A 26,559-nucleotide genomic window follows, 5' to 3' on the forward strand; every position below is an offset into this window, starting at 1 on the left:
CAAACAATAATCTTAACTAAATTTATTAAGTTTATGCCCATCCTATATCTACTCCTTATTAACACTCACTTGACTTTATTCTTCAATAAATGCTTCTTCATTTTCAGCCATCCACGCTTTAATTAAGTCATAATCAAAGCCCTTACGCATCATACTTTCAGTCATTTTTTGCTTTAATTGAAACCCTGAATGTTTGCGGCGCCATTTACGTAATTGCTTTTCAGCCTCTTTGGCTAATAAATCATCTTGTCGTTCTGAGCTAGCTGATAAATCCACTTCATGAATCACTTGTTGAATCAGATCATAATCATAGCCTTTGTTATGCAACATTTGTCGCGTTTTTTCAATCAGTTTTTTGGGTGGATACTGCTTTTTAATCCGCGCATATTTGTCAGCGAGTGCTTGAGCATTTTCCACTTCTAACTCAGCATGATATTCTAGCATCGCCTCCTCAATTAAATGCAGCGCGACTCCTTTTTGTTGCAATTCACGCCTTAATAATTCTGGTCCCTTTTGATTTAAATTAGCATGCGTGCGCACATAAGATTGACTATAAAACAAGTCATTTAAGTATTTTTGTTCCGTCAATTTCTCAATCGCTTGTTCAATATATAATGCTTCATTAGGATGCGGTTGCTCCTCTTGTTCCTTATGGCGATCGGCTAAATATTTCGTTAAATAGTCACGCGTTTCTTTTACCGTCTTTAAGCCATGGGCTAAATATTTTATCGCTTGATTATAAATCGAATGTTGATATTCTGCTTCGGCAATTTCATTTAAATCTTTAGCTGTGACTGTTTGTGCTTTAAACAAAGCAAATTTAACTAGGACGGCTTCATTGACTCCCATCCAAAATTCATCATCCACATAAAGTGAATAGCGTTCGCTATTTTTCTTTTGCTTTTCAATTTTCGTGATTTTCATTGAAGCCACCTCCTTTAATTGTTTTTCTAGTAAAATTTAATTAATCTTGATTTAAAAATGACCGATTAAACTGATCATCCAACTGAGATGTGAGTTAGGGGCAAGAAGCAGAAATTAGCGAGTTTTGCCCAGTCTCCCTCAACACAACGCACTAAAATAAATAGATGGAACCCAAATGATTTTTTTATTTTTACCTGACAATACTCAACACTACGCTTGTCTTTAACAAGCACTTACTTGACTGAATTTATCAATATTTACTTAGTTATTTTTAAAGCGAGCCATTTCCGTTAATAAATCATCCGCCATTTGTAATGATGAATCCGTAATGGTTTTTCCGGACATCATTTGTGCTAAGATTTCGCGGCGCTCATTAGTCGTTAATGTATTGACGACCGTTGAGGTCCGATTATTGGCGACTTGTTTTTGAATATATAATTGTTCATGGGCAATGGCCGCTACCTGTGCCAAGTGGGTAATACAAAGCACTTGATTATGAAAGGCAATTTGGGCAATTTTTTCAGCAATCGCTTGTGCTACCCGCCCCGATACACCGGTATCAATCTCATCAAAAACCATCGTATGTTCACTTAATTGGCGACTAAAAACAGCTTTTAAAGCTAGCATAAAACGTGAGAGTTCGCCACCACTGGCTACTTTAACGAGAGGTTTGCTTGCTTCACCGACGTTGGTCATCGCATAAAACTCTGCCTCGTCTTGCCCTTCAAGTGATAAATTAATCCACTCTACCGTTCCTAGCTCATCTAATTCAATTTGTTCGGTTGCTAAAGTATTAAATCTTACTTCAAAGCGACTATGAGGCATATATAAATCTGCTAGTTCATGTTCAATCGCCGTAACTAACCCTTTGGCCAATTTTTGACGTTCGGCAGTTAATTGTTGTGCTAGTGTTAAGGCCTCTTGATAAGCTGTGTTAAATTTTAAAGCTAAATCTTTTAAGTAAGCTTCGCGATTTCGAACTTGGTAAATTTCTTCAGAAATTTGATCATAATAATCCAAAATCTCGTCAATTTCCATGCCATACTTACGTTTCAATTGGCCTAACTCATTTAAACGGGCTTCGACCTCATCAATCGATTGATCCCCCGTATCAAAACCGTCATTACTCATCGCTACTTGATGCGCGATTTCTTGTAAATCAATTCGAATGGATTTGACTTGGTCTAAAATCGCTGGATATTGATCATCAAAATCTTTAATTTGATTCAATTCATCAATCACTTCACTTAAATTTCCCAAAATACTACTGTCACTATCTGACATTAAATAATTAATCGATTCCATCGCGTGGGTTATCTTTGTCGCATTTTGCAATTTGGCACTAATGGCCTCTAATTGTTCATATTCTTCTTTGACTAAATGCGCTGCCTCAATCTCATTCACTTGGAACTCTAAAAAACTCAAGCGTTGCATTTGCTCTTGTTCATTTTTTTGACTCTTAAACCATTGGCGACGAATCGCAGCATACTGTTCGTACGCGGTTTGGTATTTTTCTTTTAATTGAATAAATTGTTGATCGCCTAATTGATCGACTAAACTTAAATGTTGCGTATTATCTAATAAGGCTTGGTGTTCATTTTGACCGTGGATATCGACTAAATGACTACCGATTCTTTTTAGGGCAGTGACATTTAATAATTGTCCATTCACCCGTATTAAATTTTTACCTTGACTGTTAATTTCACGGCGAATAATTAATCCATCTTCAAGTAAATGTTCCGTATCAATTGATAGCTCTTCTAATAATTGAATAAGCGCAGTTGGTTGCTCATTAAAAGAGAATAACCCTTCGACCACCAACTTTTCACTATCTTGTCGAATGAATTCATTTGATCCACGTCCACCACATAAGATGCCTAAAGCGTCAATAATAATGGATTTTCCGGCACCTGTTTCTCCCGATAGAACGGTCATTCCTTGTGAAAAATCAATCGTTACTTGATCAATTATCGCAAAAGACTCAATGGTTAAACTTTGTAGCATAGTACACCTCAATTAAAATGTTTCATGTGCTTGTTTGACTACTTCTTCAATCTTAATCTGTTGCCAACTTTGATTATTTAATTGTTTGGCATTTTTTAATTTAGCTAAAAACTCAATATTTCCTTCACCACCGGTAATCGGTGAAAAAGTTAAATCTTCAACTGTATATCCAATTGAACTAGCAAATTGTAATACTTCTGTGACCACATCAATATGTGTTTGCTGATCTTTAACAATACCATTTTTTCCAACTCTCTCACGTCCAGCTTCAAACTGAGGTTTAATTAATGTTAATACATAACCATCTTGCGCTAGAATATCAATCAGCGGTGGCAAAATGAGTCTTAAGGAAATAAATGACACATCAATACTCGCGATGGTAGGCTCTCCCCTAGTAAAGTCGGCTGGTGTCGAATAACGAAAGTTTTGACGTTCCATGACTTCCACTCGTGGATCGACTCTCAATGAATAAGCGAGTTGATTGTAGCCAACATCAAGAGCATAACTCATTTCAGCGCCGAATTGTAACGCAGCATCAGTGAAGCCACCAGTAGAAGCACCAATATCTAATAGACGGTGACCGGCCATATCGATGTCAAAAGTCTTAATTGCTTTTTCTAATTTTAAGCCGCCACGACTAACATAAGGCATTATTTTCCCTTTAATATGAAGTTCTGAGTCTACCGGTATTTTTTCACCGGGCTTGTCGTAGCGTTGATTATTTTGGTCGTAAATTTGTCCCGCCATAATTAAACGACGCGCTTGCTCTCTAGACTCGGTTAGACCGGCTTGGACAACTAGTTTATCTATTCTTTCTTTTTTCATTTTATTGCTCCAATGTCACAAATTGTAAGAAAACCTCAAGACTGTCGTATGGTTTTCCAGTAGTCCCAGTTAGCTCTTTCAATGCTGAACGAGCCTCTTCTAAATCAGCATTCAAAGCCTCTTTTGCTCCCTCTAAAGTCAGTAAAGCCGGATAAGTAGCTTTATGTAATTCACTATCAGCTTGGGTTTTTTTTCCCGTTTCAGTTGGCGTGCCAATTTCATCCATAATATCGTTGTGAATTTGGAAAGCTCGTCCAAAATGAGTAGCAAAAACTTCCAATAATTGACGTTCTGAAGTGGATAGATTTGCAATAATGGCTGCCGCTTGTATTGCAAATAAAAAGAGTTTGCCTGTTTTTAAATAATGAATATTCGCTAATTGTTCATGAGTAATCGTTTTATTTTCTGCCTGAATATCAAACACTTGTCCCGCCACCATACCAACTGAACCAGCCGCTTGACTTAATAGACTGATTAATTTTACTTTTTGCTCAGGCATCAATTGGTCATCATCAGCAATCATGCCAAATGCATCAGTTAATAAGGCGTCCCCAGCTAAAATAGCGGTCGCTTCATCAAATTTTTTGTGATTAGTTAACATACCACGGCGGTAATCATCATTATCCATCGCTGGTAAATCATCATGGATGAGCGAATAAGTATGAATGGCTTCTAAAGCATTAGCGGTGTTGAGACCTGCCTTTACTGCATCCATTGATTGAATTGCTAAGACCCATAATAACATGACGGGACGTACTCTTTTACCGCCATTTAATAATGAATAGGTCATTGGTTCCATTAACTCAATTGGTGTCGTTTTATAACGTATATGCTGTTCTAATCCTTTTTCAAAAAACTCTGTAATGGTCTTTAATTTTAATATTTCCATTGTATTCTTTATCTTTAGCCTTATACATTAGGTACGTTAATAAAGCTAAAATCCTCCTTGTTAAAAATCGATTGTTATCTTTTACAAACTTACAAACATGATACTTTCGGTTATCTTGCTAAATTTGACTGTCAATATCTGTCAAAGTTAGTGATATTATAACATAATCCCTAAGTGTTCTCACACAATCAGTATACAAACTCGAAAGATTTAAAAATGATTTGCTTCACTATTATAGTAAATTATTGATTGATTGAAATTGATAACTTAAAAACTTTATAAGTCCATTATTTGATACCATAATTATCAGCAAGGATTATCGAAAATCACTACTAATAAATCATGCCTTGTTATTTAATGAGGTTCTTTAGAATAAGTTCGCATAATATGAACGACATCAATAAAGTAAGGGAGTGGGCAAGAAGTAAAAAAACGAATTACTTTGCTTCGTTGGCCCTCCCCGCGCACAGTTGGGCTTTCACTAGAAGTAGAAATATGAATCATTTTCGCTTCGTCTTGATCACTTCTCCAATGTATAAGGAAACTAATCCTATTTACAATTAATCTTTCCCCGGTCTTAGGTTATTTCTTTATAAAAAATAGCCAAGCAAAAAAACGATGTGCTTTTTGCCTAGCTTAAGGGAAATTATATTTCTTCTGCGTCTAAATTCACTTCACCTTGGGGTGTCATCATTTTAGCGACGGTTTGTTCTGCTTCAGTCAAAGTTTTTTGACAATATTGACTCAATTCAATTCCTTCTTTAAAAGATGCCAAAGCTTCTTCTAAGGGTAATTCACCACGTTCTAATTGTTGCACAATTTGTTCTAATTGTGTTAATGCGGCTTCAAAATTTTCTGGTTGCTTTGCTGTTTTTTTAGTTGCCATTTATTTATCTCCTTTAATTTGTTCAATAGAATTGACAGTTGCATTAATCTTGCCATCCAATAGTCGTATTTCAACATCATCTTGCTGCTCAAGACTCGCGACTGATTTAACGACATTTCCATCTTTAGACACAACCGAATAGCCTCTAGCTAGAATATTTAAGGGACTATAGGCTTCGAGTTGGACGACTCCCTGCTTAAACTGATGTTCTTTTTTATTTAATAAGAGTTGCATCGAATAAGCCATGCGTTCAGTCATCCGCTCTACCAATTGACTTTGCTGATTGATGCGATTGGCTGGCGAAGCCGATCCTAATTTTTGACTCGTTAACTCTACTTGATGTCGTTGCTTTTGCAAATATTTTTGTTGATGTTGCCATAAAGCCGTTATTAAATTATCCAGCTGTTGAGTGTAAGCTTGATATAACCGTTCTGGCTGGGTCAAAATATAAGATTGCTGGACATTTGATAAGCGTTTTTGCTTTTGCTTAAATTGGGCATTAATGGCATAGATTAATCGTTCGGATTGACCATTTAAATAGGCTAATATATCAGTCATAACGGGCACTGACATTTCCGCAGCTGCTGTTGGAGTTGGTGCTCTTAAATCAGCTACTAAATCAGCAATCGTCGTATCTGTTTCATGACCGATAGATGAAATGACCGGTATCGGACAGTCTAATATGGCTTTTGCTACAACTTCTTCGTTAAACGGCCATAAATCTTCAATTGAGCCTCCACCACGCGCGAGAATCACCGTATCAAACTCACTGGCTAAGTTTTTGACTTTATCAAAGGCTGCCGCAATTTCACCGGCTGCTTCTTGTCCTTGTACCCTGGTTGGAAAGACCGTTACTTGAACAATCGGATAGCGCCGTTTGATCGTTGTTAAAATATCGCGAATGACCGCTCCGCTTGGACTCGTAATTACCGCAATTTTTTTAGGAAATTTTTCAATCGGTCGATTTAAAACATCAAATAAACCTTCTTTTCTAAATTTCTCTTTCAGCTGTTCTAGAGCTTGGTAAAGTGCTCCTACCCCATCAGGCTGCAAATTTTCAATGGTGATTTGATATTGGCCACTTTTTTCATATAAACCGACTCGCCCGACCGCAAGGACTTTCATTCCTTCTTCTAGTTTGAACGGAAGTTTATTAAAGGCATGTTTGAACATGACCGCATTAATTACAGCACCATCGTCCTTTAAACTAAAATATTGATGGGCATTCGGTCGCATCCTGAAATTCGATACTTCTCCCACAACAAAAACTCTTTGTAAGTGAGGATCAACATCAAACTTTCGTTTTAAATATTGAGTGAGGGCTTTGACCGTTAAATATTTTTCGTTCAAAAGAACACCTACTTTCTAAAGCGTTTGATAATCAATATCATGTTGACGACAAGCACACTCCAATGTTTGTTCCATTAACATCGCAACCGTCATCGGTCCCACACCACCCGGAACGGGCGTAATGGCACTGACCATGCCTTCAACTTCTTCAAATGCAACATCACCGGCTAAACGGCCATCAGGTAAACGATTAATCCCGACGTCAATGACAACTGCTCCTGATTGAATATGTTCCTTCGTTAAGAGTCCCGGTTTACCGGCCGCCACGACGATAATATCCGCTTGTTTAGTATGAGCTTTTAAATCTCTCGTTTTAGTATGACAGACAGTAACAGTTGCATTCTCATGTGTTAGAAGCATTTGTAATGGTAAACCAACGATTAAGCTGCGCCCAATGATCACAACATTTTTTCCTGACAAAGTAATATCTTGGGCTTTTAATAAATTCAAAATTCCTTTAGGCGTGCACGGAATTACTGTCGCTTGATTGGCGATTAATTTTCCTAAATTATAGGGATGGAAACCATCGACATCTTTGTCTGGGCTAATGCGCTCAATCATCTTACGTTCATCTAAATGTTGAGGTAAAGGTAATTGAACAATCATCCCATTCACTTTTGAGTCGGCATTTAATTCATCTATTTTAGCGATTAATTCGGTTTCTGGTACCGTCTCAGGGAATTTTACCCATTCAAAATCAAAGCCGATTTGATGAGCTTTCTTTTCCTTTTGGCCGACATAAACTTGGCTAGCTGGGTCTTCACCTACCGTTATTACTACCAATTTTGGCGTCACTTGATGATGATCTTTTAATTTCTGCGTTTTTTCTTGGAAGATAGTTAACAATTCTTTTGAACGTTTAGTTCCGCTTAGTAATATGGTCAAATAAAGCACCTCTTTTTTTATAATCATTAAGTCATATTATACACGATATAGGGTAATATTTCATTTTTCAATGTTGTCACTTTTAATGAAGCGCTTAATCTACTGCTTAGTTTGTGATATAATATACATACTAATAGTGAAAGGAAGTTTTTTTATGAAGCAGTCAATCATTTCAATCCTTAAATATGAAACATTTATCTCACCGGGTGCTTTTTTCCATTTGAAAACCGATTGGTTCCAAACCGATCAAGAAATCAAAACCATCATTATTGACCAAGATAATCTCTATTCGAAATTACTCTCAATTTATCCTAAAGATTTTGTGATGTATTTAGAACAAGATAAAAACGGTTCACTTTATCGCACCAATATGCCTTTAACACTATGTGAAGAAGAAGGTTATTATACGATTGAATGGCCGAACGATTAAATAACACTCATTATTTCATCGCCTATAAAATTACAATAAGATTACCTCTATTGTTTTGGTAACTGAGGAAAGTTACGTGCAACAAATTGGGTAATCTTATTGTAACTTATTTATCTTTTGCTTTATTTAAATATAGTAACTAAAGCTTGAATAGCTTGATCAATTTCATCAAGCTCTAGCCCACCATAACCTAAAATATAACTTTTTTCGAACCGATTCTTTAATTTAGCGTAGTGGTTGACCGGTTGTAAGCGAATCTTATTTTCAGCTAGCCTAGCTTGAATCACGTCAGTCGGTGGAATCTCACCCTCAAAGTTAATAATAAAGAAAAGTCCAGCCCCTGCTTCCTTAATGGTGAGGGGTAATTGGGTTTGGTGAAGCGCTGCTAGCACCGCTTTTTCCTTACGACGGTAATTAGTTCGCAGGCTATTAATATATTTAGGAAAATAAGCAGAATTGAGAAAATCAGTCATTAAATATTGCTCAAAGCTAGAAATATCATTGGTTTTTAATTTAGCTTGATGGAATTTTTTCATTAACTGATTGGGTAAAACTAAATATGACAGCTTAAAAATTGACCCCATACTTTGACGAAAAGCCCCTAATAATATGACTCGCCCTTGGTCGTCCAGACTGGTCAAAGCAGGAACAGGACGCCCCTTAAGGCGGAACTCATTATAGTAGTCATTTTCAATAATATAACGGTTTTCTGCCTGATAGGCCCATTTTAATAAACGCTGACGTCGACGCATCCCCATGATAATGCCAGTGGGAAACTGATGATTGGGAGTAGTAATCACGATGTTAGCGGAGGTAGTCTCCAAATCTTTAACCGAGAAACCATATTTATCAATCGGAATTCGAATAGTCTTTTGCTGATAATCTGTAAAGAGATCTAAATTTTTATAATAACCAGGATCTTCTAAGGCATAAATCCCATCTTCTAATAAGGCAAATAGAGCCTGTAAGCTAGCCGTATGCCCCCCTGTAATGATGATATTATCAGGTGAAGTCATCACTCCTCGGTATTTACGTAAATAATCAGCAATAGCCAAACGTAAAGAGAATGCACCCAAGTCATCTTTTAAATTACAATTAGCCACGCTTTTTGCTAGCGCTTCGGGTGCATACTGTAATAATTGTTTAGGATTTAAAGTAGCCATATCACGGTTGGCAAAGTGAAAATCATAAGTATATTGGCGCGCTTTACTTATGATAGAGTCCTCGTGTTTTAGTGGCGTTGTCTCAATTTCCTCAGAGGGCAACATATCAATTTCTAGTAAATCCACATAATAACCAGATCTTTCCTTCGGCACGATATAACCTTCATCTGTCAGTTGGTCATAAGCGTTAATGACCGTATTAAGACTGACTTTTAAATGCTCTGCCAAAGCTCGCCGTGAAGGAAGTTGGTCACCACTTTTTAAATGTCCTTGGGCAATTTGCCGGATAACTTCATCGACTATTTGTAAGTACAGGTGTTGGTCTTCGTTAAAGTTCACCGTAATCATGCTTTTCCTCCTTTCGTCTCATCCATTATACAACAAAAAACTATTTGGACCCATAAAAATATCCATTTTTGAATCTTAAGAAAGATTCAAAAAGGTGTTAAAGTGGAGACATTACTTATAAAGGAGCAATCAAGATGAAACAATCAATTGAAGAAGTACATAAACAATTAGCGGGTGGCGTCATCATGGACGTGGTAAATGTGGAACAAGCAAAAATTGCCGAAGCAGCAGGTGCCGTAGCGGTCATGGCTTTAGAAAGAGTACCTGCAGACATTCGAGCTGCTGGTGGTATTAGTCGGATGAGTGACCCTCGAATGATAAAAGAAATTCAAGCAGCAGTTTCGATACCAGTCATGGCGAAAGTAAGAATTGGTCACTTTGTCGAAGCTCAAATTTTAGAAAGTTTACAAATTGACTATATTGATGAGTCAGAAGTCTTATCAGTAGCTGATCATGTTTATCATATTAATAAACAACAATTTCAGACACCTTTCGTTTGTGGAGCTAGAGATTTAGGTGAAGCTTTACGCCGTATTCAAGAAGGGGCTAAAATGATTCGTACTAAAGGTGAAGCCGGAACAGGGGATGTCAGCCAAGCGGTTAGTCACTTAAGAAAAATCCATGAACAAATCCGTTATGTGGTGTCGTTACAAGATGATGAGCTCTTTAACCAAGCTAAGGAATTAGGCGTCTCTTATGATTTATTAAAGCAAGTCCATGATACGGGTAAATTACCTGTATTGAACTTTTCAGCTGGCGGGGTAGCAACACCTGCGGATGCGGCTTTAATGATGCAATTAGGTGCTGAAGGAGTTTTCGTTGGTTCAGGTATTTTCAAATCAGGTAATCCAGAAAAACGTGCCAAAGCCATAGTTGAAGCAGTAGCCAATTATAAAGATGCTGCCAAATTAGTCGAAGTCTCAACTGATTTAGGCGAAGCGATGGTAGGTATTAACGAAGACGAAATTAAAGTCATCATGTCTAACCGTTAATCATTAAAAACAAGTGTTTTAAAAGTCAGTGGTGATGTGCCCCCCGAAAGTTTGCGTTAAAAACTAACTTTATGGGGGGCATTTTATGGTTACAAATTTAAACTACATGTTATGGAAGAATATTTTGAAGGAATATGAAGTTATATAGCACTAGCGAATAGATATAGGATTTCTACTAAAAGTCTGATAGAGAAATGGATTAATAACGATAAGATTTATGGGCAAAATAGCTTATAACCTAAAGAAGGAAAAACTAATGATCGCTCATTTCACAATGTTTCATTTTCAAAATGCGTTCAGATATTTTCATCTGAAAAGTAATTGAACAATGTAAGCATTCCAAACGCACTATAACATCAAAATAGAGGCAAATTATCCAATTTTTTGTTTTCATAAATTTTCACGGTGTCTCAAAATGAGACACGAAAACGGCCCTTTTTGAGTGTTATTTTCATTTTCATAAAATTTAGAAAAATAATCCGCTAAACTTCATATATTCTTAATCATTAAGCAAAATATGTCTCAAAATGAGACACGAGCTTGTGAATGAAAATAATCTTAGCAAAACTCTCAGATGAAGTGGGTTTTTAAATTGATTTCACAAGCAATCATCATCATAAATCAAAAAAAGCATCCGAAATAAAATCGCATGCTAGTTGATTCGTTACTTGCTTTCTTAAGAGTGTCACTTGCTTCGTTAAGTCTAGTGGCTCAATAATTAAATTTACCACGCTATGGGTGGCTATAACCTTCACCTATTAAATGACTCATTATCAAACAGCTTTTGAAGTTTTATTGTATGGACTTAAAAATTGTGGTGGGGAAAGATTTTTCCGCCAATGAAAGGAAGCCTCCATATACAAAAATAAAATTTAACTAATTGGCAGACATAAAATCGATAAATTCACCAAAATGTTGGGCCCAATATTGTTCATGATGTTTTTCTCCAATCATAATCCGTAACCAAGTATTTGCAATCGGTACACCTTGAGCCAATAAAGTTGCATAGTAATTTAAAGAACAATCTACATATTGTTGATTCCGCCTTTGTTCTAATTCAGGGTCAGCTAAACCATCGGTCTCCTCTGTTCCTACTTGAAGATAGACTTTCGTATTTTTGGCTAAGGGGTGTCCCTTGATAAACTCTAAAAATGCTCCTTCATTAAACCATGAAGCTAAAGAAAAAACACCTATTTTTCCAAAGACAGTTGGATATTCAGCTGCCAGATAAGCAGTAATCAAACCACCCATTGAACTGCCCGCTAACCAGGTATGTTCTACCTCTACTAAAGTGCGATATTTTTGGTCAATAAAAGGCTTCACCACCTTCACAACCCATTCGCCATAATGGCTACCGTCGCCTCCTGCTGTTGTCATTTGACTGTGATGTGTTGGATCAAGCTGCCAAGGCGAATATTCATCCAGTCTTTTTTCAGGATGATTATCAATTCCGACAATGATCATTGGAGGGCGATGATGATGAGCGGTGTACGCTTCAATCACTCGCCAAGAATGACCAACGTATGATTCCTCGTCAATAAAAACATTTTGCCCATCATGTAAATACAGGACTCCGAAACGTTCGGTGACACTCGCTTGATATGCTTCTGGTAACCAGACACGTATGCGTCTGTTTTCTTGATAATAAGCTTGATATAAATAATGTTCTTGTAAATTCATGATCCACTTCCCTTTTCTATTATTTTTAGTATACAATGATTATAATGAAACTGCATACAAATTGATTAGATTGGAGAGAATAAAAATGACACTTGAAAGACATTATTCAGTACACGAGGAACATTCTGCTCATAATATGGGGTCAGGTGGCATGAATGTTTTAAGCACCCCCATGTTAGTAGCCTATTTAGAAAATACCAGTTATTTATATTGTCAACAATTATTATCTGAAGGCATAACCACTGTTGGTTCACAAATTAACGTTGACCACCTAGCCCCTACCCTGATTGGTGATGAGGTTAGAATCAAGATTACAACTGTCAAACAAATGAATCGTCGCTTTGAATTTGAATTGGAAGCTTTTGATTCAAAGAAGCAAATTGCTCGTGCAACGCATACACGTGTCATTGTAGATGAAACAAAATTTATGGAGCGGCTATAAGTTAGTCCCTTAGCCTATATAAGTAATGATAAATGGATAATCAATCACGTTAAAATGGTCATAAGCTAAATCATGATATTCACATGGTTATAAGGCTCTTCCAATAAAAAATTAAATAACTTAGGTGGGCAAACAAAGCAAAAATTATTTAATTTTCTACTGCTTGCCCACTCCCTTAATTCGATTGGATGAATTCCTTATTAGTAATAATTTGTGTGTTTTCTTTCACTAACTCTACGAGTGTCATATCATGAGTCACGATTAACACCATAACACCTTCTCGTCGCAGTTCTTCAATTAGTTTCGAAAATTCTAAAGTATTTGCTGGATCTAAAGCCGAAGTTGGTTCATCAAAACATAATAATTGGGGGCGCATCATCATCGCGCGAATAATCGCCACTCGTTGTTTTTGTCCTCCCGATAAAGTTGAGGGATAAACATCGCACTTATCCGCTAAACCAAAACGCTCTAGCCAGTTAATCGCTGCTGCTGTTAACTCTTTTTGGGGTGCTAACTTGTTCAATTTGGGTGCAAATAATAAGTTTTCTAAGACGGTCATTTGTGGAAACAATTGGTAATCTTGAAATAATAAGCCAATCGCTCGTTGATAATTTTTTTGTTCGGCTTTACTAGGTTCACCATTTTCAGAAATTAAATCATAACCTGCTAACTCTATCGTGCCCTGATCCGCTGTTTCCAAAGCATTTAACATACGTAAAATCGTCGTTTTTCCACTACCTGACTCTCCTACTAATAAAGTGAGGTCTCCTGGTTGCATCATTAAATTAAAATTTTGACAAATCAATTGGGTGCCAAAACTTTTACTTAAATTTTTTACAATTAATGTCATGGCTTACACCCCCATTTTCTTTTCGATTGTTTTTAAAACAACAGTCGTCACGCCGGTAAAGATTAAATAGATAAGCCCCACATAAACATATGGTAATAAGGATGCTTGTTGATTGGACAAAGCTTTGCCGACTTTCAATAATTCTTCTAAACCTAAAACATAAATTAAAGAAGTATCTTTAATTAAAGTGATAACCTCATTTCCAATTGATGGCATCACGATGCGCCATACTTGCGGTAAAATGATTTTACGCCAGCCAGCTAGTGGCGAAATCGAAAGAACTTTAATCGACTCAAATTGACCAATAGGCACTGTTTGAATGCCTCCACGAAAAATTTCAATAAAATAAGCAGTATAATTTAAGACTAGTGTTAAAACGGCTGATTCAAAACGATCCAATACCACACCTATTAAGGGAAGTCCAAAAAAGACAAACATCATTTGCAGTAATAAAGGTGTCCCTCTAAAAACATAAATATAGACTTGCATGAGTGCTTGTAACCACTTGGGTAAATAACGATTCAAAACCGCTAATAATAATCCTAAAGGTAAACTTAATACCAAAGTAATCACGAAAAATTGTAACGTCACACTAAAGCCTCGTCCTAGTGGCTCTAACCATTCTATCCCCATCTTAATTGCTCCTAGTCTTAAATTTTATCTACTATTAACCACCATTAAACGCTGTAGTCCAGCTAACCGTAGGAAAATTCTTCTTCCCCTACGCTTCTCATTGACTATCATTGAACGTTGCAGTCCAGCTAACCGCGTGAAAATTCTTCTTCCCCCGCACTTCTCATTGATTATCACTGAACATTGCAGTCCAGCTAACCGCGGGAAAATTCTTCTTCCCCTGCGCTTCTCATTGACTATCATTGAACGTTGCAGTTCAGCTAAACTTACTAGAAATCATTCATTCGGCACCAACAAAACACCGAAATAATACTAGTTTTATCAACCTGTCATTATCAAACCTATCTTGCCACTTTTACTAAGCTAATCGTAATGTTAAAGTTCGTGATTATAGTGATACCGTTTTGGATAATGATTCTTTGTTCAATGAACCTGATTATTCTTTAATCTCTGCAAACCATTTAGCTTTAATTTCATCAAATGTTCCCTCTTCGGTTACTGCTTTTAAAGCGGCATTAAATTCTTCTACAAATTCACTATCCGATTTTCTAAAACCAACGGCGTATTCTTCTTCATCGAAATTATCTTCTAAAATACGGTAGCTATCGGCATTGTCTTTTTGGCTTAAATAATAAGTAGCCAGTGTTTCGTCAACGACGATCGCATCTGCTCGGCCATTGTCTAAATCAGCGAAAACTTCTACAAAGGTCGCATAGGTAATCGGTGTTGCGCCATCGATGGTTTTGGTAAAGGCTTCATCTGCTAAAATTGCTTCTAAGGCGGAAGATTCTGCTTGAGTTGCGACCACTTTATCAGCTAAATCAGCTTTCGATTCAATATCATTATCCGCTTTAACAATAATGACTTGACGATTATCCATATAAGCATCAGAGAATGCGACTACTTTTTCACGTTCATCAGTAATTGTATAGCCATTCCAAATCATATCGATATTGCCGGTATTCAATTCGGTTTCTTTGGTACTCCAGTCAATCGGTTGAAATTCAAATTCCACATCCATTTTGTCAAAAACGGCGCTTGCTAAATCAACATCAAAACCAACGATATTGCCTTTTTCATCTTTAAAACCAAAGGGCGCAAAGGTATCATCAAAACCGACAACTACTTTATCTTCTTTATTAATCATGGGTTCTGCCGCCATTACAACGGGAGATGCAACCATTAAACCTAAAACTGCCACTAACATTTTTTTGATCTTTTTCATAATATATGCTCCTTTTTTAAATTGATTGCGACAGCCGACTATCCTAAAAAAATTCGCCCTCTACCCGAATATGGGTAAAGGACGTCTTAACGTGGTTCCACCTTTATTTATAATAAGCTCACACTTATTACCTCAATGAGAATACTTCTCGCGCTATAATGTTGCGACCATACATTTTATTACTGGCTGTGTCTTCATTCGTTCATCTATTTGCTCGCACCAACCGCAAACTCTCTTGAAAATATCCCGAATCTCTTCGTCCAAAAATGTTTTTATTAATTAATATGAGTTTATAATAAATTAAACATTCTATTTTGTCAACTATTTTAATCAATTTCTCATTTAAATAATAATTTCCATTGAATTAACTGCTAGTTTACGTTATGATTATACAAAACATTATAAAGGAGTCGTCAGGATGAGAAAAACATTTAACTTTTCTGCTGGACCAGCGATGTTACCTGAAGAGGTATTGCAACAAGCGTCCCAAGAATTATTGGATTATCGAGGCAGTGGCCAATCGGTAATGGAGATGAGTCATCGCTCTTCCGTTTATAATGATATTTTTCAAGAAACGAAAACTAACTTAAAAAAATTAGTCAATATTCCAGATAATTATGAAATTATTTTTACACCTGGAGGAGCCAGTGCATTGTTTGGCATGATTGCTCAAAATTTAATGCCCAAAAAATCAGCCGACTATATCGTAACTGGCAATTTTTCAAAGAAAGCTGCACAAGAAGCGAGAAAATTTGGTTATATCAATATCGTGGCTAGTTCTGAAGATAAAAATTTCACTTACATACCAGACGTTTCAAAAATTCAATTCAATGAAACAGCTGATTATGTCCACATTTGTGAAAACAATACTATTTTCGGTACTAAATATAAACAATTCCCTAACACTAAAGGCATTCCTTTAATTGCTGATATGTCTTCTTGTTATTTATCAGAACCGATTGATGTCACTCAATACGGCATGATATACGGTGGCGTACAAAAGAATATTGGACCTGCTGGCGTTGGATTATCCATTATTAATAAAGATATCATTCCAATTGAAATCAGTGACAATGTACCGACCATGAACCGGTTCGATACTTATATTGACAATGATTCAATGTATAATACGCCACCCACTTATACGATTTATATTTGTGGACTCGTTTTTAAATGGTTGTTAGATCAAGGTGGTTTAAGCGCAATTCAACAGAAAAATATTAAAAAGGCACAATTACTATATGATTATATTGACCAGAGTGCATTATTTAGTAATCCGGTTAATAAGAACGATCGTTCATTAATGAATGTTCCGTTTGTGACTGGTGATCCACAGCTGGATAAAAAATTTATTAAAGAAGCGAGCGATCATCATTTAGTAAACCTAGCCGGTCACCGTTTAGTGGGTGGAATGCGCGCTAGTATTTATAATGCGATGCCTTTTTCAGGTGTTCAAGCATTAGTTGATTTTATGGAAAAATTTGAAAGAGAGAACCGATAATATGTTTGATTATTATTTATTTAATCCCATTGGACAAAAAGGTCTAAACTTATTCGAAGAAGAATATCAAGAAACCAATAAATTAAGTGAAGCAAAAGTTGCACTGATTCGTAGTGCTAATATTCATGATTTAGACTTTCCTGAAAAATTAGTGGCCATTGCGAGAGCCGGTGCTGGGGTCAATAATATCCCTTTAGATGAATGTACTAAAAAAGGGATTGTCGTCTTTAATACGCCCGGAGCGAATGCGAATAGTGTGAAAGAATTAGTACTCGGAGGCATGATCATCGCCTCTCGTAATGTATTGTCAAGTGTTGATTGGGTAAAAGCCTCAAAAGATGAAGCCGACATCGCCAAACTTGCTGAACAAGCCAAAAAAGCTTTTAATGGCAATGAACTAGCCGGCAAAACACTTGGCGTCATCGGTTTAGGTTCTATCGGGGTTTTAGTAGCAAATGCTGCCTTAGCATTAGGGATGAGAGTCTTAGGCTACGATCCCTTTCTTTCAGTAAAATCCGCTTGGAATCTTTCACACGAAGTTGAACACATTTCGAATATTGAAGATATTTATATTCAATCGGACTATATTACCTTGCATCTACCTTTAGTCGATGCCACAGAAAAAATGATTGATGCAAGAGTGGTACAATTATTTAAAAAGGGTGTCGTCTTATTAAATTACGCCCGCGATACCTTAATTGATGAAGAAGCCTTACGTCCTGCTTTAGAATCAGGGCATATTGCGAAATACGTCACTGATTTTCCTAATCCAACTTCTGCTAGTTTACCTAACACCATCATTACGCCACATATCGGGGCTACGACGACCGAATCGGAAGATAATTGTGCGAAAATGGCCGTTAGCCAATTAAGACAGTATGTTGAACATGGTAATATCATTAATTCAGTAAATTTTCCTAATTGCTCAATTGGTCCCATTGGCGCTTATACGCGTTTATGTATTCTCCATGAAAATAAGCCCAATATGATTGGTCGTTTAACGACCTGGCTAGGCAATCGTGACATTAATATTGTGAATTTTATGAATCAAAGTAAAGATGGCTATGCCTATTCGATAATGGATATCGATGGCAATTCGATTGAACATTTTAAAGAAGACTTAGCCAATGGCGATGGTATTTGTCGCATTCGTATTATCAAAGGAGGAGCACATGGTTAATATTTCACCCTTAAGTTTACATTTAGCACAACCTGAATTTGCTCAGCAATTAGCTTCCCTACCCTATGATGTCTTTAATGAACAAGAAGCACGTGCCTATGTCCAACAGCATCCTTTAGCCTTTATCGGTATTGATCGACCGGAAACCTTCTTTGCTGAAGGGACTTCGCCTTATGATGCGAAAGTGTATCAAAAAGCTCATGATGAATTACAACAACGTGAATTGACGTATTATCCACTGCAACCTGCACAATATTATTTATACCAATTAAAAACCAATACGCACGAACAAACCGGTATCATCGCAGGCTTCACGGCTGAAGATTATCAACATCATTTAATCAAAAAACACGAGTTAACACGTAAAGAAAAAGAAGACGATCGCGTACGCCATATCGAAAAACTAGGCGCCCAAACCGGTCCCATCTTTTTAGTTCATAAACGCCATCCCGGATTGAAAGCCGTCGTGGAAGAAATTCAAAAAACCACCCAGCCAATCATCGAGTTTAAAAGTGAAGAAGACGTCTATCAATCCATCACCATCGTTCCACATGAATTTGAAGAGGCAATTAGCCAATATTTTGCTGAGATGCCTGCCATCTATATCGCCGACGGACATCATCGAACAGCCGCTGCCGTGAGAGCCAGTGCAACAGTCGGCAATGGCAAAGTCATGAGCGTCATTTTCCCTGAGGAAGAAATGGCAATTCTGCCTTATCACCGTGTCATTAGTGATCTATCACCTTACAATCCAGAAGCACTCGTTGAAAAGTTGAACCAAGAATTTGATATAGAAGCTGTTGAGGCGCCGTTCCAACCGACTGAAAAAGGTACGGTTGGTTTATGGTTAAATCAACAATGGTATCAACTAAGATTAAAAACACATGACCCACAAGCTTTAGACGCTACTTTATTGAGCCAACAAATTTTAGAGCCTATTCTTAACATTCAAGATATTAGGACTGATGAACGGATTGATTTTGTCGGTGGGAATCGTGCATTGCAAGAGTTAGAACAATACCCGCTTGCCTTTGCAATGCACCCCACTGCTATTCAAGAACTGTTTACTGTCGCTGACGAATCCGGTATTATGCCCCCAAAAAGTACTTGGTTTGAACCTAAATTATATAGTGGCCTCTTTTACTTTAGAGGTTAAAGGTTTCCTCAACAAGACGTAAAAAGGACACCGCCTGACAATGATTCAGACGGTGTCTTTGTTTTTTATTCTAAGAAAAATTGGGATGTCCTTATTAATTTAGGTTGTTCGCTTATCTAACCAATTAATTAACATCGGTGAAATAATAGCCGTCCCAATCACGCCTAATGTCACCACAGCTGCCGCTTCCCCACTATAAGGAATCAATTCAGGATTATTTTCAATCATCATCAAAGGCACACTCGCTGATAATCCCGCCATTGTTGAAATGGCGATACTCGAAATTCCTTTGCGCTTCAATACGGTTCTTTCAACTACCATCACTGGCAATACCGCTAACAGATAATATAAAACTACCATCAAGATACCTGGCAGTCCAGCTTTAGTGGCATCCAGCAAATTGATTTTAGCACCAACAGACCACCCTAATAAAATAATAATCAAGCCCATGCCACTCGTTAAGAAAGCCCCTAACTCTTTATCTAAATTACCAATGACGATGCCGATAATCAAAGGTATGACAATCGAAACCAACGACATATAATCTAATGGAGTTGGACTGATTAAACCATAAATAAACATCGGAACAATTGGCGTTGAGACAGCAGCTAAAAGTCCAAAGGCATTTTGATCGACTTCATCACCATAATCTTGAGACAAAGCTAAGAAAAGTGATGGATTCATCGACGTAATGGCCACAATAAAGGCAATCGCACTTAAACCTAGGACACCATCAAGACCAAATAATTTAACAAACAAAACACCGGCGATTGTATTAAACAGAAGCCTCGCACTTAAAATAATGCCGTATCGTTTAAACACTTGGACAATGGAGGATAAATTCAAACTACAGCCTGATAACATCACAATGCTACCTAAAATAAAGTTTAAACCTTGACCTGAGAATAACGCTTCAGTTGGTCCCCCGATTAAAAATAATTTAGGAAAGAAAGTCCCAATTATGGATGAAATCAGCATTGGAATCAACAAAGTGCCGCCAGGAAATTTCTTCATTAACTTTAACATATGGTACCTCTTACTATTCTAAACCAAAATAATTTAAAGCAGCGGCTCCCATTGCTTTGGCTGCAATTAACATCGAACCTTCTTCGATATCAAATTTAGGATGATGATGTGGGTAAGCCTCGCCTTTAGGACTCGCTCCAATATAAAAGAAACAACTTGGTCGCTCGATTGAATAATAAGCAAAGTCTTCTGATGGGTTTTGTTGACCACCATCTAAGATTTCATTGACCTCTTGAATCTCAGCATTTTGAATCGCTGCTACAACTTGTTGAGTCAACTGCGGATTATTCATCAAGACTGGATAATCATTTTGATAATCAAGCTCAATATCACAATGATACACTTTCGCTAGTCCATCACATAAGCGTTGGATTTCTTGTTCAATAAGTTGACGATTCTCATCAGACATACAGCGCACATCGCCTTCAAGCGTCACTGAATCTTTAATAATATTAAATTGACCTTTCCCATCAAAAGAACCAATTGATATGGATGCCGCATCGAAAGGATTAATACGACGAGAAACAATCGATTGTAATGTCACGACTAATTGACTAGCAATTAAAATCGCATCATTCGCTTCATGTGGTGAGGAACCATGGCCACCTGTTCCTTGAACTTTAATAATAAATTTAGCGCGTGCTTGTTGAGTTGGCCCTTCATGATAATAAATATTACCAAACTGCATTTTACTCATCACATGACAACCTAATACATTATCCACACCTTCTAAAATACCATCTTTAATCATTTGAATAGCGCCACCAGGCGGCATTTCTTCTGCGGGTTGATGAATAATAATAATTTTTCCAGTCAGTTCCGATTTCATTTCAATTAATGCATCTGCCAAACTTAACATATAAGCAGTATGGGCATCATGACCGCAAGCATGCATCACCCCAGGATTTTTGGAAGCAAATGGTAAACCAGTCGCTTCTTCAATCGGCAAAGCGTCAAAATCCGCTCTTAACGCTAATGTCTTGCCCGGTTTACCTGAGTCAATCGTTACCTTAATCCCATAACCACCAATACTACGCTCAACTTGACAATCTTTCCCTTCATAGAACTTCGCAATATACTCGCTAGTTTCTTTCTCTTCAAAAGATAATTCTGGATGTTCATGTAACCAACGACGGTCTTGAATCATCTGTGCTTCTTTTTCTTCTAATAATGTAAATAATTTATCTTTTAACATAATGCACCGCCTTCATATTATTTCTTTATTCTTATTTTATCACAATATTTTAAGCGATTGTTGTAAGACCCCTTGGCGGAAAACTGTTATTGATGCAACGTTTTATTTGCTGCAAGTAAGTGTAATAAATTGTATAATGAATTTATATCTATGTGAATTGGGATGGTGCTTGTATGACGAATGATCAAAATTTATTTACTCAAGAACTGAGTTCTTCAATCCATTATGGATTTATTGACGCAAATCAATTTACTTCTGGAATCTATTCACCAAAATTAATTCTCAACAAATCTGAGATTGGTCAATATGTCTTAACAGACATTCAAGAAGAATTAGACAAATGCTTATCTTTTGCTTTTTCAGTCGCTTTTATTTCCAAAGCTGGGATAGCAATGTTAAAATCACAACTCGCAGATTTAGCTGATAAAAATATTAAAGGGAAATTATTAATCTCTCCTTATTTAGGTTTTAATGACCCCAATGCGATGCGTGAATTACTTAAACTTAAAAATGTACAGGTGCGAATAACCAAAGAAAGCAAAAATATGCATGCAAAATGTTATATTTTTAATCATGGTTTAGAACAAGTGGCGATTGTCGGAAGTAGTAATCTTACGCATACAGCTATGAAAATCAATTATGAATGGAATATCAAATTAACTTCTTCTGAAAATGGCGACTTACTCTATCAAACACAACAGGAGTTCAACCAACTATGGGATGATTCTGTAGAATTAAATGAATCGGTAATTGAACAATATAGTCAATTTAGAAACCAAGTTTTCACAACTAAGCGACCCGATCTTATCGAAGAAGAATTAGCGCCGTTTAAAACAGATATCTCTCCTAATGACATGCAAAATGCTGCCCTTCAAGGTTTGCGAAAAGTACGAATGGGTGGTGCAAAACGCGCTTTAGTGATTAGCGCGACCGGAACCGGAAAAACATATTTATCCGCTTTTGATGTCAAGCAATTTCAACCAGACCGCTTTTTATTTGTCGTTCATCGCGAACAAATATTGCAAAAAGCTTTAAAAGATTATCAAAAAGTTTTAGCTTTTGAGGATAATGAAGCCACTATCTATCGCTCTGGTGATACATTAGGTTCTCATCGCTTTGTTTTTGCTACTATCCAAACGCTATCAAGAGATGAAAATCTTTATCGTTTTGCTAGCAATACCTTTGACTATATATTAATTGATGAAGTTCATAAAGCTGGTGCTCCAACCTATCAAAAAATAATAAATCACTTTGAACCTGATTTTTTACTGGGCATGACAGCCACACCTGAAAGAACGGATGAATTTAATATTTATGAATTATTTGATTATAATATTGCTTATGAAATAAGACTTCAAGAAGCTTTAGCTGAAAATATGTTGTGTCCTTTTATGTATTATGGTGTTAAAGATATTTATGTCGATGGTGAGTTAATCAATGATAAAACCAATACAAATATTCTTATTAGTGACCAACGTGTTGAACATATTTTGGACAAAATAAATTACTACTCTATTGCAGGTGTCGCGACAAAAGGGCTAATCTTCTGTTCAAATAAATTTGAAGCGCATGAACTTTCGAATAAATTAAACCTTAAGGGAAAGCGGACTATCGCCTTAACCGGTGAAAATACACAAGAAGAACGACAAGCAGCAGTAGAAAAATTAGAACAGGGCGTTTATGAATATATTTTAACAGTGGATATTTTTAATGAAGGGATCGATATTCCGAGCGTCAACCAGGTGGTAATGCTTCGCAACACTCAATCAAGTATTATCTTCGTGCAACAATTGGGACGAGGTTTAAGAAAATATCCTGAGAAAGAATTTGTCACGGTGATAGACTTTATTGGGAACTATTCAAATAACTTTCTAATCCCAATCGCTTTATTCGGTGATCAATCAATGAATAAAGACAATTACCAACGTAAACTGATTAATCGTAATCAAGTAAGTGGGATTACTACCATTAATTTTGAGGAAGTTGCGAAAGAACAAGTCTTTAATTCAATTCAAAAAACTAACTTATCCAAACTCGGTATACTAAGAGAAAAATATATGGAAATGAAACAAAAATTAGGACGCATTCCTAGACTAAATGATTTTATCTATTATGATTCTATTGACCCCATTGTCTTTTTTGAACGATTTAAGCATTTTGTAGAAGCAATTAATAAATTTGAAAAAAAGGATAGCATCTCATTAACAGCCGATGAAGATAAATTTTTATGTTTTTTAAGTTTGGAATTGGCTAATGGAAAACGAAAAGATGAGTTGTTATTAATTAAGAGTCTAATGGACCATCAGCAGATAACTTTCAAACAGTTTGCTGATTTATTAGCTGAACATGGCATAGAATGGAATTCAAAAAGACAAAAATCAATCGAACGTATTTTAACACTTCAGTTTTATAAATCGAATAAAAGTGCTAAATATAGCCATCCTATTATTGAAGTGCACCCAACCGGCTACCAATTGACCGAGAGAATAGCCCAAGTATTAACTAATACGAATGTGCTTCAACAAGTTCAAGATATTATTGATACAGGTTTAATGAGAAATGACCGATACTTACCTGGTGCATTAAAAATTGGCGAAAAATACTCTAGAGCTGATGTTTGCCGACTCCTTTATTGGGACTCCGATGATTCATCTACCATGTATGGCTATTTAGTAAAGCATCAAACTTGTCCGATTTTTGTCACCTATCATAAAGACGAAATCACTAACAAAACGACACTTTATCACGATGCTTTTATCAATGAACAAAAGTTTCACTGGTATACAAAACCCGATAGAACACTACGTTCACCCGAAGTCCAAAAAATAATTGAAAGTCAACAACGTCAAATCGCTTTGCACTTATTTGTAAAAAAAGAAGATGCTGAAGGCGCAGACTTCTATTATTTAGGACCGGTGCAATATGAAAAAGGGTCTGCTCAAGAAACTAAAATGCCGCTAACTAATAAACCAGTGGTCACCATGACTTTAAACTTAGAGCAAAAAGTGAGCTATGCGCTCTATCGATATCTCATTCATAAATAAAAATAACAGTAAGTGAAGCTGAATTATTTTCAGTCACTTACTGTTTTTTCTAATAATTGTTTTCTAATATTTTTGCGGTAGGAATATCAACGGGTGCCCACTCTATGGTCATGACTTCGTTCGGTGATAACCAACGATATTGGGCATGTTCTTTTAATACAAAATGCTCGGATTTCATCTTAGCTCGATAAGTACTCATTTTGACAATCCCAAAATCATATTCATATGCTGTTGTGGTAATATTTTCTTCCACTTCAATCTCGAGTGCTAATTCTTCTTGTATTTCACGAATTAACGCTTCTTTTTCAGATTCCCCTTTTTCTATTTTGCCTCCGGGGAACTCCCATAATCCAGCTAGAGTCATTTTTTCACTACGTTGCATTGCTAAAAGTTTCCCATCGTGAATAATGGCCGCTCCAACTACTTTTATGACACGTTTTTCTAAGTCAGTCTGCATTACACTTCCCTCAATCTCTTGGTGTTAATGAACAAGAGGTTCCATTTAAGTCAATTAACTCAAAAATAATGCGGTTATTGGGTAATAAAACTGCTGGCAGTCCAGATTGTCCCCATTGTTTAAAGGGTTCAAATTCCATACGACGGGCTTTAAAGGCTTCAAACTCTTGACGATTAGCTTCTGACTCACTGACATCTACTTTTTCATATTCAACACCTTGTGCTTCTAATTCATCAATGAATTTTTGTGAAACGGCATCTTTTGAATCATAATATAATTTATAAACTGACATAATTATTCTCCTATCTCTAATTCGATTGGGCAATGATCACTGCCCATTACTTCAGGTCTTATTTTGACATCATGGATACGATCAATAATGTTTGGTGAGACGACAAAATAATCAATTCTCCATCCAACATTACGTTGACGTGCTTTATTCATATAACTCCACCATGTATAAGCACCGGTCACTTCTGGGTTACGATAACGAAACACATCAACATATCCAGCTTCGATGACTTGTGAAAATTTAGTGCGTTCTTCAATCGTAAAACCAGCATTTTTAGTATTCGTTTTAGGATTTGCTAGGTCAATTTCTTGATGAGCAACATTTAAATCCCCACAAAATACAATCGGTTTAATCGCATTTAAAGTATTTAAATAAGCGAGGAAATCATCTTCCCAAAGTTGACGATAATCTAACCGAGTCAAGTCCCGTTTCGCATTCGGTGTATAAACCGTTACTAAATAATAATCGGCAAACTCTAAGGTTATCACACGCCCTTCTTGGTCATGATCTTCAATGCCAATACCATATGTCACCGATAATGGTTTTATCTTAGTAAAAATAGCGGTGCCTGAATATCCTTTGCGCACAGCTGAATTCCAATACTCATAATATCCTAACTCACTAAAGTCAAAATCCACTTGGTCTTCTTGGGCTTTGGTCTCTTGTAAGCAAATAATATCTGGGTTGGACTCCTCCAGATAACTTTGTAAGGCGCCTTTATTTAATACTGAACGAATGCCATTGACATTCCATGATGCTAATTTGATTGACATAACTTCACTCCTTACTCTTTAGTATAATTCGCTTTGGCTTTTTATGCCAATATTTTTGACTTTTTGTTTTAGTTACAGATATATTTTACATATCTACGCAAAATTTTAAGTTGCTTTTAACTACTCGTCCTATAATAAAGACAAGCTTGTGATAGGAGCAAACTTCTCTCTCTCCTAAATATTTTAAAAACTTTATTATCCTATCACAGACTTAATAAATAATATATTGCACAACAATTCATTTTTTAGACTCCCTAGTCAAGTAAAGAAGATTATTTTGTGCAGGATGAGAAATTTAATTGAAGAACAGTACTTTCACTTAACTTTCTATCCAATCCCTATCTATTAGAACCGGTGTTTCTCCGGTTCTTTTTTTATTAAAAAAGCAGTTAGGTCACTGAATCATCTT

At 36.5% G+C, this 26,559-nt stretch carries 24 protein-coding genes; 7 read left to right on the forward strand and 17 right to left on the reverse strand.

Features of this window, described 5'->3' with window-relative positions; genetic code table 11:
• Window positions 1-75: 75 nt before the first annotated feature.
• From recX to folD, 7 genes are all read right to left on the reverse strand, one after another.
• Complete coding sequence (recX, locus tag GSA01S_RS02490) at window positions 76-924, reverse strand: recombination regulator RecX (protein ID WP_066124519.1); 849 nt, start codon at window positions 922-924, stop codon at window positions 76-78.
• A gap of 261 nt (window positions 925-1,185) precedes the next feature.
• Window positions 1,186-2,928 carry a DNA repair protein RecN gene (gene recN, locus GSA01S_RS02495; RefSeq protein WP_066124521.1) on the reverse strand — a complete coding sequence of 581 codons (1,743 nt, stop codon included), beginning with the start codon at window positions 2,926-2,928 and terminating at the stop codon, window positions 1,186-1,188.
• A 12-nt stretch (window positions 2,929-2,940) separates the two neighbouring features.
• Complete coding sequence (locus GSA01S_RS02500; RefSeq protein ID WP_066124523.1) at window positions 2,941-3,753, reverse strand: TlyA family RNA methyltransferase; 813 nt, start codon at window positions 3,751-3,753, stop codon at window positions 2,941-2,943.
• 1 nt (window position 3,754) lies between these two features.
• On the reverse strand, window positions 3,755-4,642 hold the full coding sequence (locus GSA01S_RS02505; protein ID WP_066124525.1) for a polyprenyl synthetase family protein: 888 nt from the start codon (window positions 4,640-4,642) through the stop codon (window positions 3,755-3,757).
• A 646-nt stretch (window positions 4,643-5,288) separates the two neighbouring features.
• Entirely contained in the window at window positions 5,289-5,528 is a 240-nt protein-coding gene (gene xseB, locus GSA01S_RS02510; protein WP_066124527.1) for an exodeoxyribonuclease VII small subunit, read from the reverse strand.
• On the reverse strand, window positions 5,529-6,878 hold the full coding sequence (gene xseA, locus GSA01S_RS02515; protein ID WP_066124529.1) for an exodeoxyribonuclease VII large subunit: 1,350 nt from the start codon (window positions 6,876-6,878) through the stop codon (window positions 5,529-5,531). It lies immediately after the preceding gene.
• Window positions 6,879-6,893: 15 nt separating this feature from the next.
• Window positions 6,894-7,763, reverse strand: coding sequence for a bifunctional methylenetetrahydrofolate dehydrogenase/methenyltetrahydrofolate cyclohydrolase FolD (folD, locus tag GSA01S_RS02520; protein ID WP_101813423.1), 870 nt, complete (start codon window positions 7,761-7,763; stop codon window positions 6,894-6,896).
• Between the two features lie 154 nt (window positions 7,764-7,917).
• Between folD and GSA01S_RS02525 the strand changes: the two genes are divergently transcribed.
• Window positions 7,918-8,193: a hypothetical protein gene (locus GSA01S_RS02525; RefSeq protein WP_066124534.1), complete on the forward strand. Its 276-nt coding sequence runs from the start codon at window positions 7,918-7,920 to the stop codon at window positions 8,191-8,193.
• Between the two features lie 122 nt (window positions 8,194-8,315).
• Here GSA01S_RS02525 and pdxR read toward each other — a convergent pair whose 3' ends face one another.
• Complete coding sequence (gene pdxR / locus GSA01S_RS02530) at window positions 8,316-9,704, reverse strand: MocR-like pyridoxine biosynthesis transcription factor PdxR (protein WP_066124536.1); 1,389 nt, start codon at window positions 9,702-9,704, stop codon at window positions 8,316-8,318.
• A 134-nt stretch (window positions 9,705-9,838) separates the two neighbouring features.
• Here pdxR and pdxS point away from each other — a divergent pair, with 134 nt between their 5' ends.
• Entirely contained in the window at window positions 9,839-10,696 is an 858-nt protein-coding gene (pdxS, locus tag GSA01S_RS02535; protein WP_066124539.1) for a pyridoxal 5'-phosphate synthase lyase subunit PdxS, read from the forward strand.
• Between the two features lie 876 nt (window positions 10,697-11,572).
• On the opposite strand, the gene GSA01S_RS02540 is transcribed toward pdxS, so the two are convergent.
• Complete coding sequence (locus GSA01S_RS02540) at window positions 11,573-12,376, reverse strand: alpha/beta hydrolase (protein WP_066124541.1); 804 nt, start codon at window positions 12,374-12,376, stop codon at window positions 11,573-11,575.
• 85 nt (window positions 12,377-12,461) lie between these two features.
• Here GSA01S_RS02540 and GSA01S_RS02545 point away from each other — a divergent pair, with 85 nt between their 5' ends.
• A complete protein-coding gene (locus tag GSA01S_RS02545) occupies window positions 12,462-12,818 on the forward strand; it encodes a thioesterase family protein (protein ID WP_066124544.1) in 357 nt (118 codons plus the stop codon).
• A gap of 175 nt (window positions 12,819-12,993) precedes the next feature.
• On the opposite strand, the gene GSA01S_RS02550 is transcribed toward GSA01S_RS02545, so the two are convergent.
• The 3 genes from GSA01S_RS02550 to GSA01S_RS02560 form a co-directional block, all read right to left on the reverse strand.
• Complete coding sequence (locus GSA01S_RS02550) at window positions 12,994-13,668, reverse strand: amino acid ABC transporter ATP-binding protein (protein WP_066124546.1); 675 nt, start codon at window positions 13,666-13,668, stop codon at window positions 12,994-12,996.
• Window positions 13,669-13,671: 3 nt separating this feature from the next.
• Window positions 13,672-14,301, reverse strand: a complete 630-nt coding sequence (locus tag GSA01S_RS02555; RefSeq protein ID WP_066124548.1) for an amino acid ABC transporter permease — start codon at window positions 14,299-14,301, stop codon at window positions 13,672-13,674.
• Window positions 14,302-14,737: 436 nt separating this feature from the next.
• A complete protein-coding gene (locus GSA01S_RS02560) occupies window positions 14,738-15,526 on the reverse strand; it encodes an amino acid ABC transporter substrate-binding protein (RefSeq protein WP_066124550.1) in 789 nt (262 codons plus the stop codon).
• Between the two features lie 418 nt (window positions 15,527-15,944).
• Between GSA01S_RS02560 and serC the strand changes: the two genes are divergently transcribed.
• From serC to GSA01S_RS02575, 3 genes are read left to right on the forward strand one after another with little or no spacing between them, the layout of a single operon-like run.
• Complete coding sequence (gene serC, locus GSA01S_RS02565; RefSeq protein WP_066124552.1) at window positions 15,945-17,027, forward strand: 3-phosphoserine/phosphohydroxythreonine transaminase; 1,083 nt, start codon at window positions 15,945-15,947, stop codon at window positions 17,025-17,027.
• A gap of 1 nt (window position 17,028) precedes the next feature.
• Complete coding sequence (locus tag GSA01S_RS02570) at window positions 17,029-18,207, forward strand: 3-phosphoglycerate dehydrogenase family protein (protein ID WP_066124568.1); 1,179 nt, start codon at window positions 17,029-17,031, stop codon at window positions 18,205-18,207.
• Window positions 18,200-19,363, forward strand: a complete 1,164-nt coding sequence (locus tag GSA01S_RS02575; protein WP_066124554.1) for a DUF1015 domain-containing protein — start codon at window positions 18,200-18,202, stop codon at window positions 19,361-19,363. Before GSA01S_RS02570 ends, GSA01S_RS02575 begins: the two co-directional genes overlap by 8 nt.
• Window positions 19,364-19,462: 99 nt before the next feature.
• Here the strand turns inward: GSA01S_RS02575 and GSA01S_RS02580 are convergent, their stop codons facing one another.
• Window positions 19,463-20,389 carry a 2-keto-3-deoxygluconate permease gene (locus GSA01S_RS02580; protein WP_066124558.1) on the reverse strand — a complete coding sequence of 309 codons (927 nt, stop codon included), beginning with the start codon at window positions 20,387-20,389 and terminating at the stop codon, window positions 19,463-19,465.
• A gap of 13 nt (window positions 20,390-20,402) precedes the next feature.
• Complete coding sequence (locus tag GSA01S_RS02585; RefSeq protein ID WP_066124560.1) at window positions 20,403-21,584, reverse strand: amidohydrolase; 1,182 nt, start codon at window positions 21,582-21,584, stop codon at window positions 20,403-20,405.
• A gap of 173 nt (window positions 21,585-21,757) precedes the next feature.
• Between GSA01S_RS02585 and GSA01S_RS02590 the strand changes: the two genes are divergently transcribed.
• Window positions 21,758-24,628 carry a DEAD/DEAH box helicase gene (locus GSA01S_RS02590; protein ID WP_066124562.1) on the forward strand — a complete coding sequence of 957 codons (2,871 nt, stop codon included), beginning with the start codon at window positions 21,758-21,760 and terminating at the stop codon, window positions 24,626-24,628.
• Between the two features lie 49 nt (window positions 24,629-24,677).
• Here the strand turns inward: GSA01S_RS02590 and GSA01S_RS02595 are convergent, their stop codons facing one another.
• From GSA01S_RS02595 to GSA01S_RS02605, 3 genes are read right to left on the reverse strand one after another with little or no spacing between them, the layout of a single operon-like run.
• Window positions 24,678-25,085 carry a (deoxy)nucleoside triphosphate pyrophosphohydrolase gene (locus GSA01S_RS02595; RefSeq protein ID WP_066124564.1) on the reverse strand — a complete coding sequence of 136 codons (408 nt, stop codon included), beginning with the start codon at window positions 25,083-25,085 and terminating at the stop codon, window positions 24,678-24,680.
• A 10-nt stretch (window positions 25,086-25,095) separates the two neighbouring features.
• Window positions 25,096-25,377, reverse strand: a complete 282-nt coding sequence (locus GSA01S_RS02600; protein WP_066124566.1) for a hypothetical protein — start codon at window positions 25,375-25,377, stop codon at window positions 25,096-25,098.
• Between the two features lie 2 nt (window positions 25,378-25,379).
• On the reverse strand, window positions 25,380-26,144 hold the full coding sequence (locus GSA01S_RS02605; protein WP_066124570.1) for an exodeoxyribonuclease III: 765 nt from the start codon (window positions 26,142-26,144) through the stop codon (window positions 25,380-25,382).
• Between the last annotated feature and the right edge of the window lie 415 nt (window positions 26,145-26,559).

Source organism: Globicatella sanguinis NBRC 15551 (assembly GCF_001552295.1).
Taxonomy (GTDB): domain Bacteria; phylum Bacillota; class Bacilli; order Lactobacillales; family Aerococcaceae; genus Globicatella; species Globicatella sanguinis.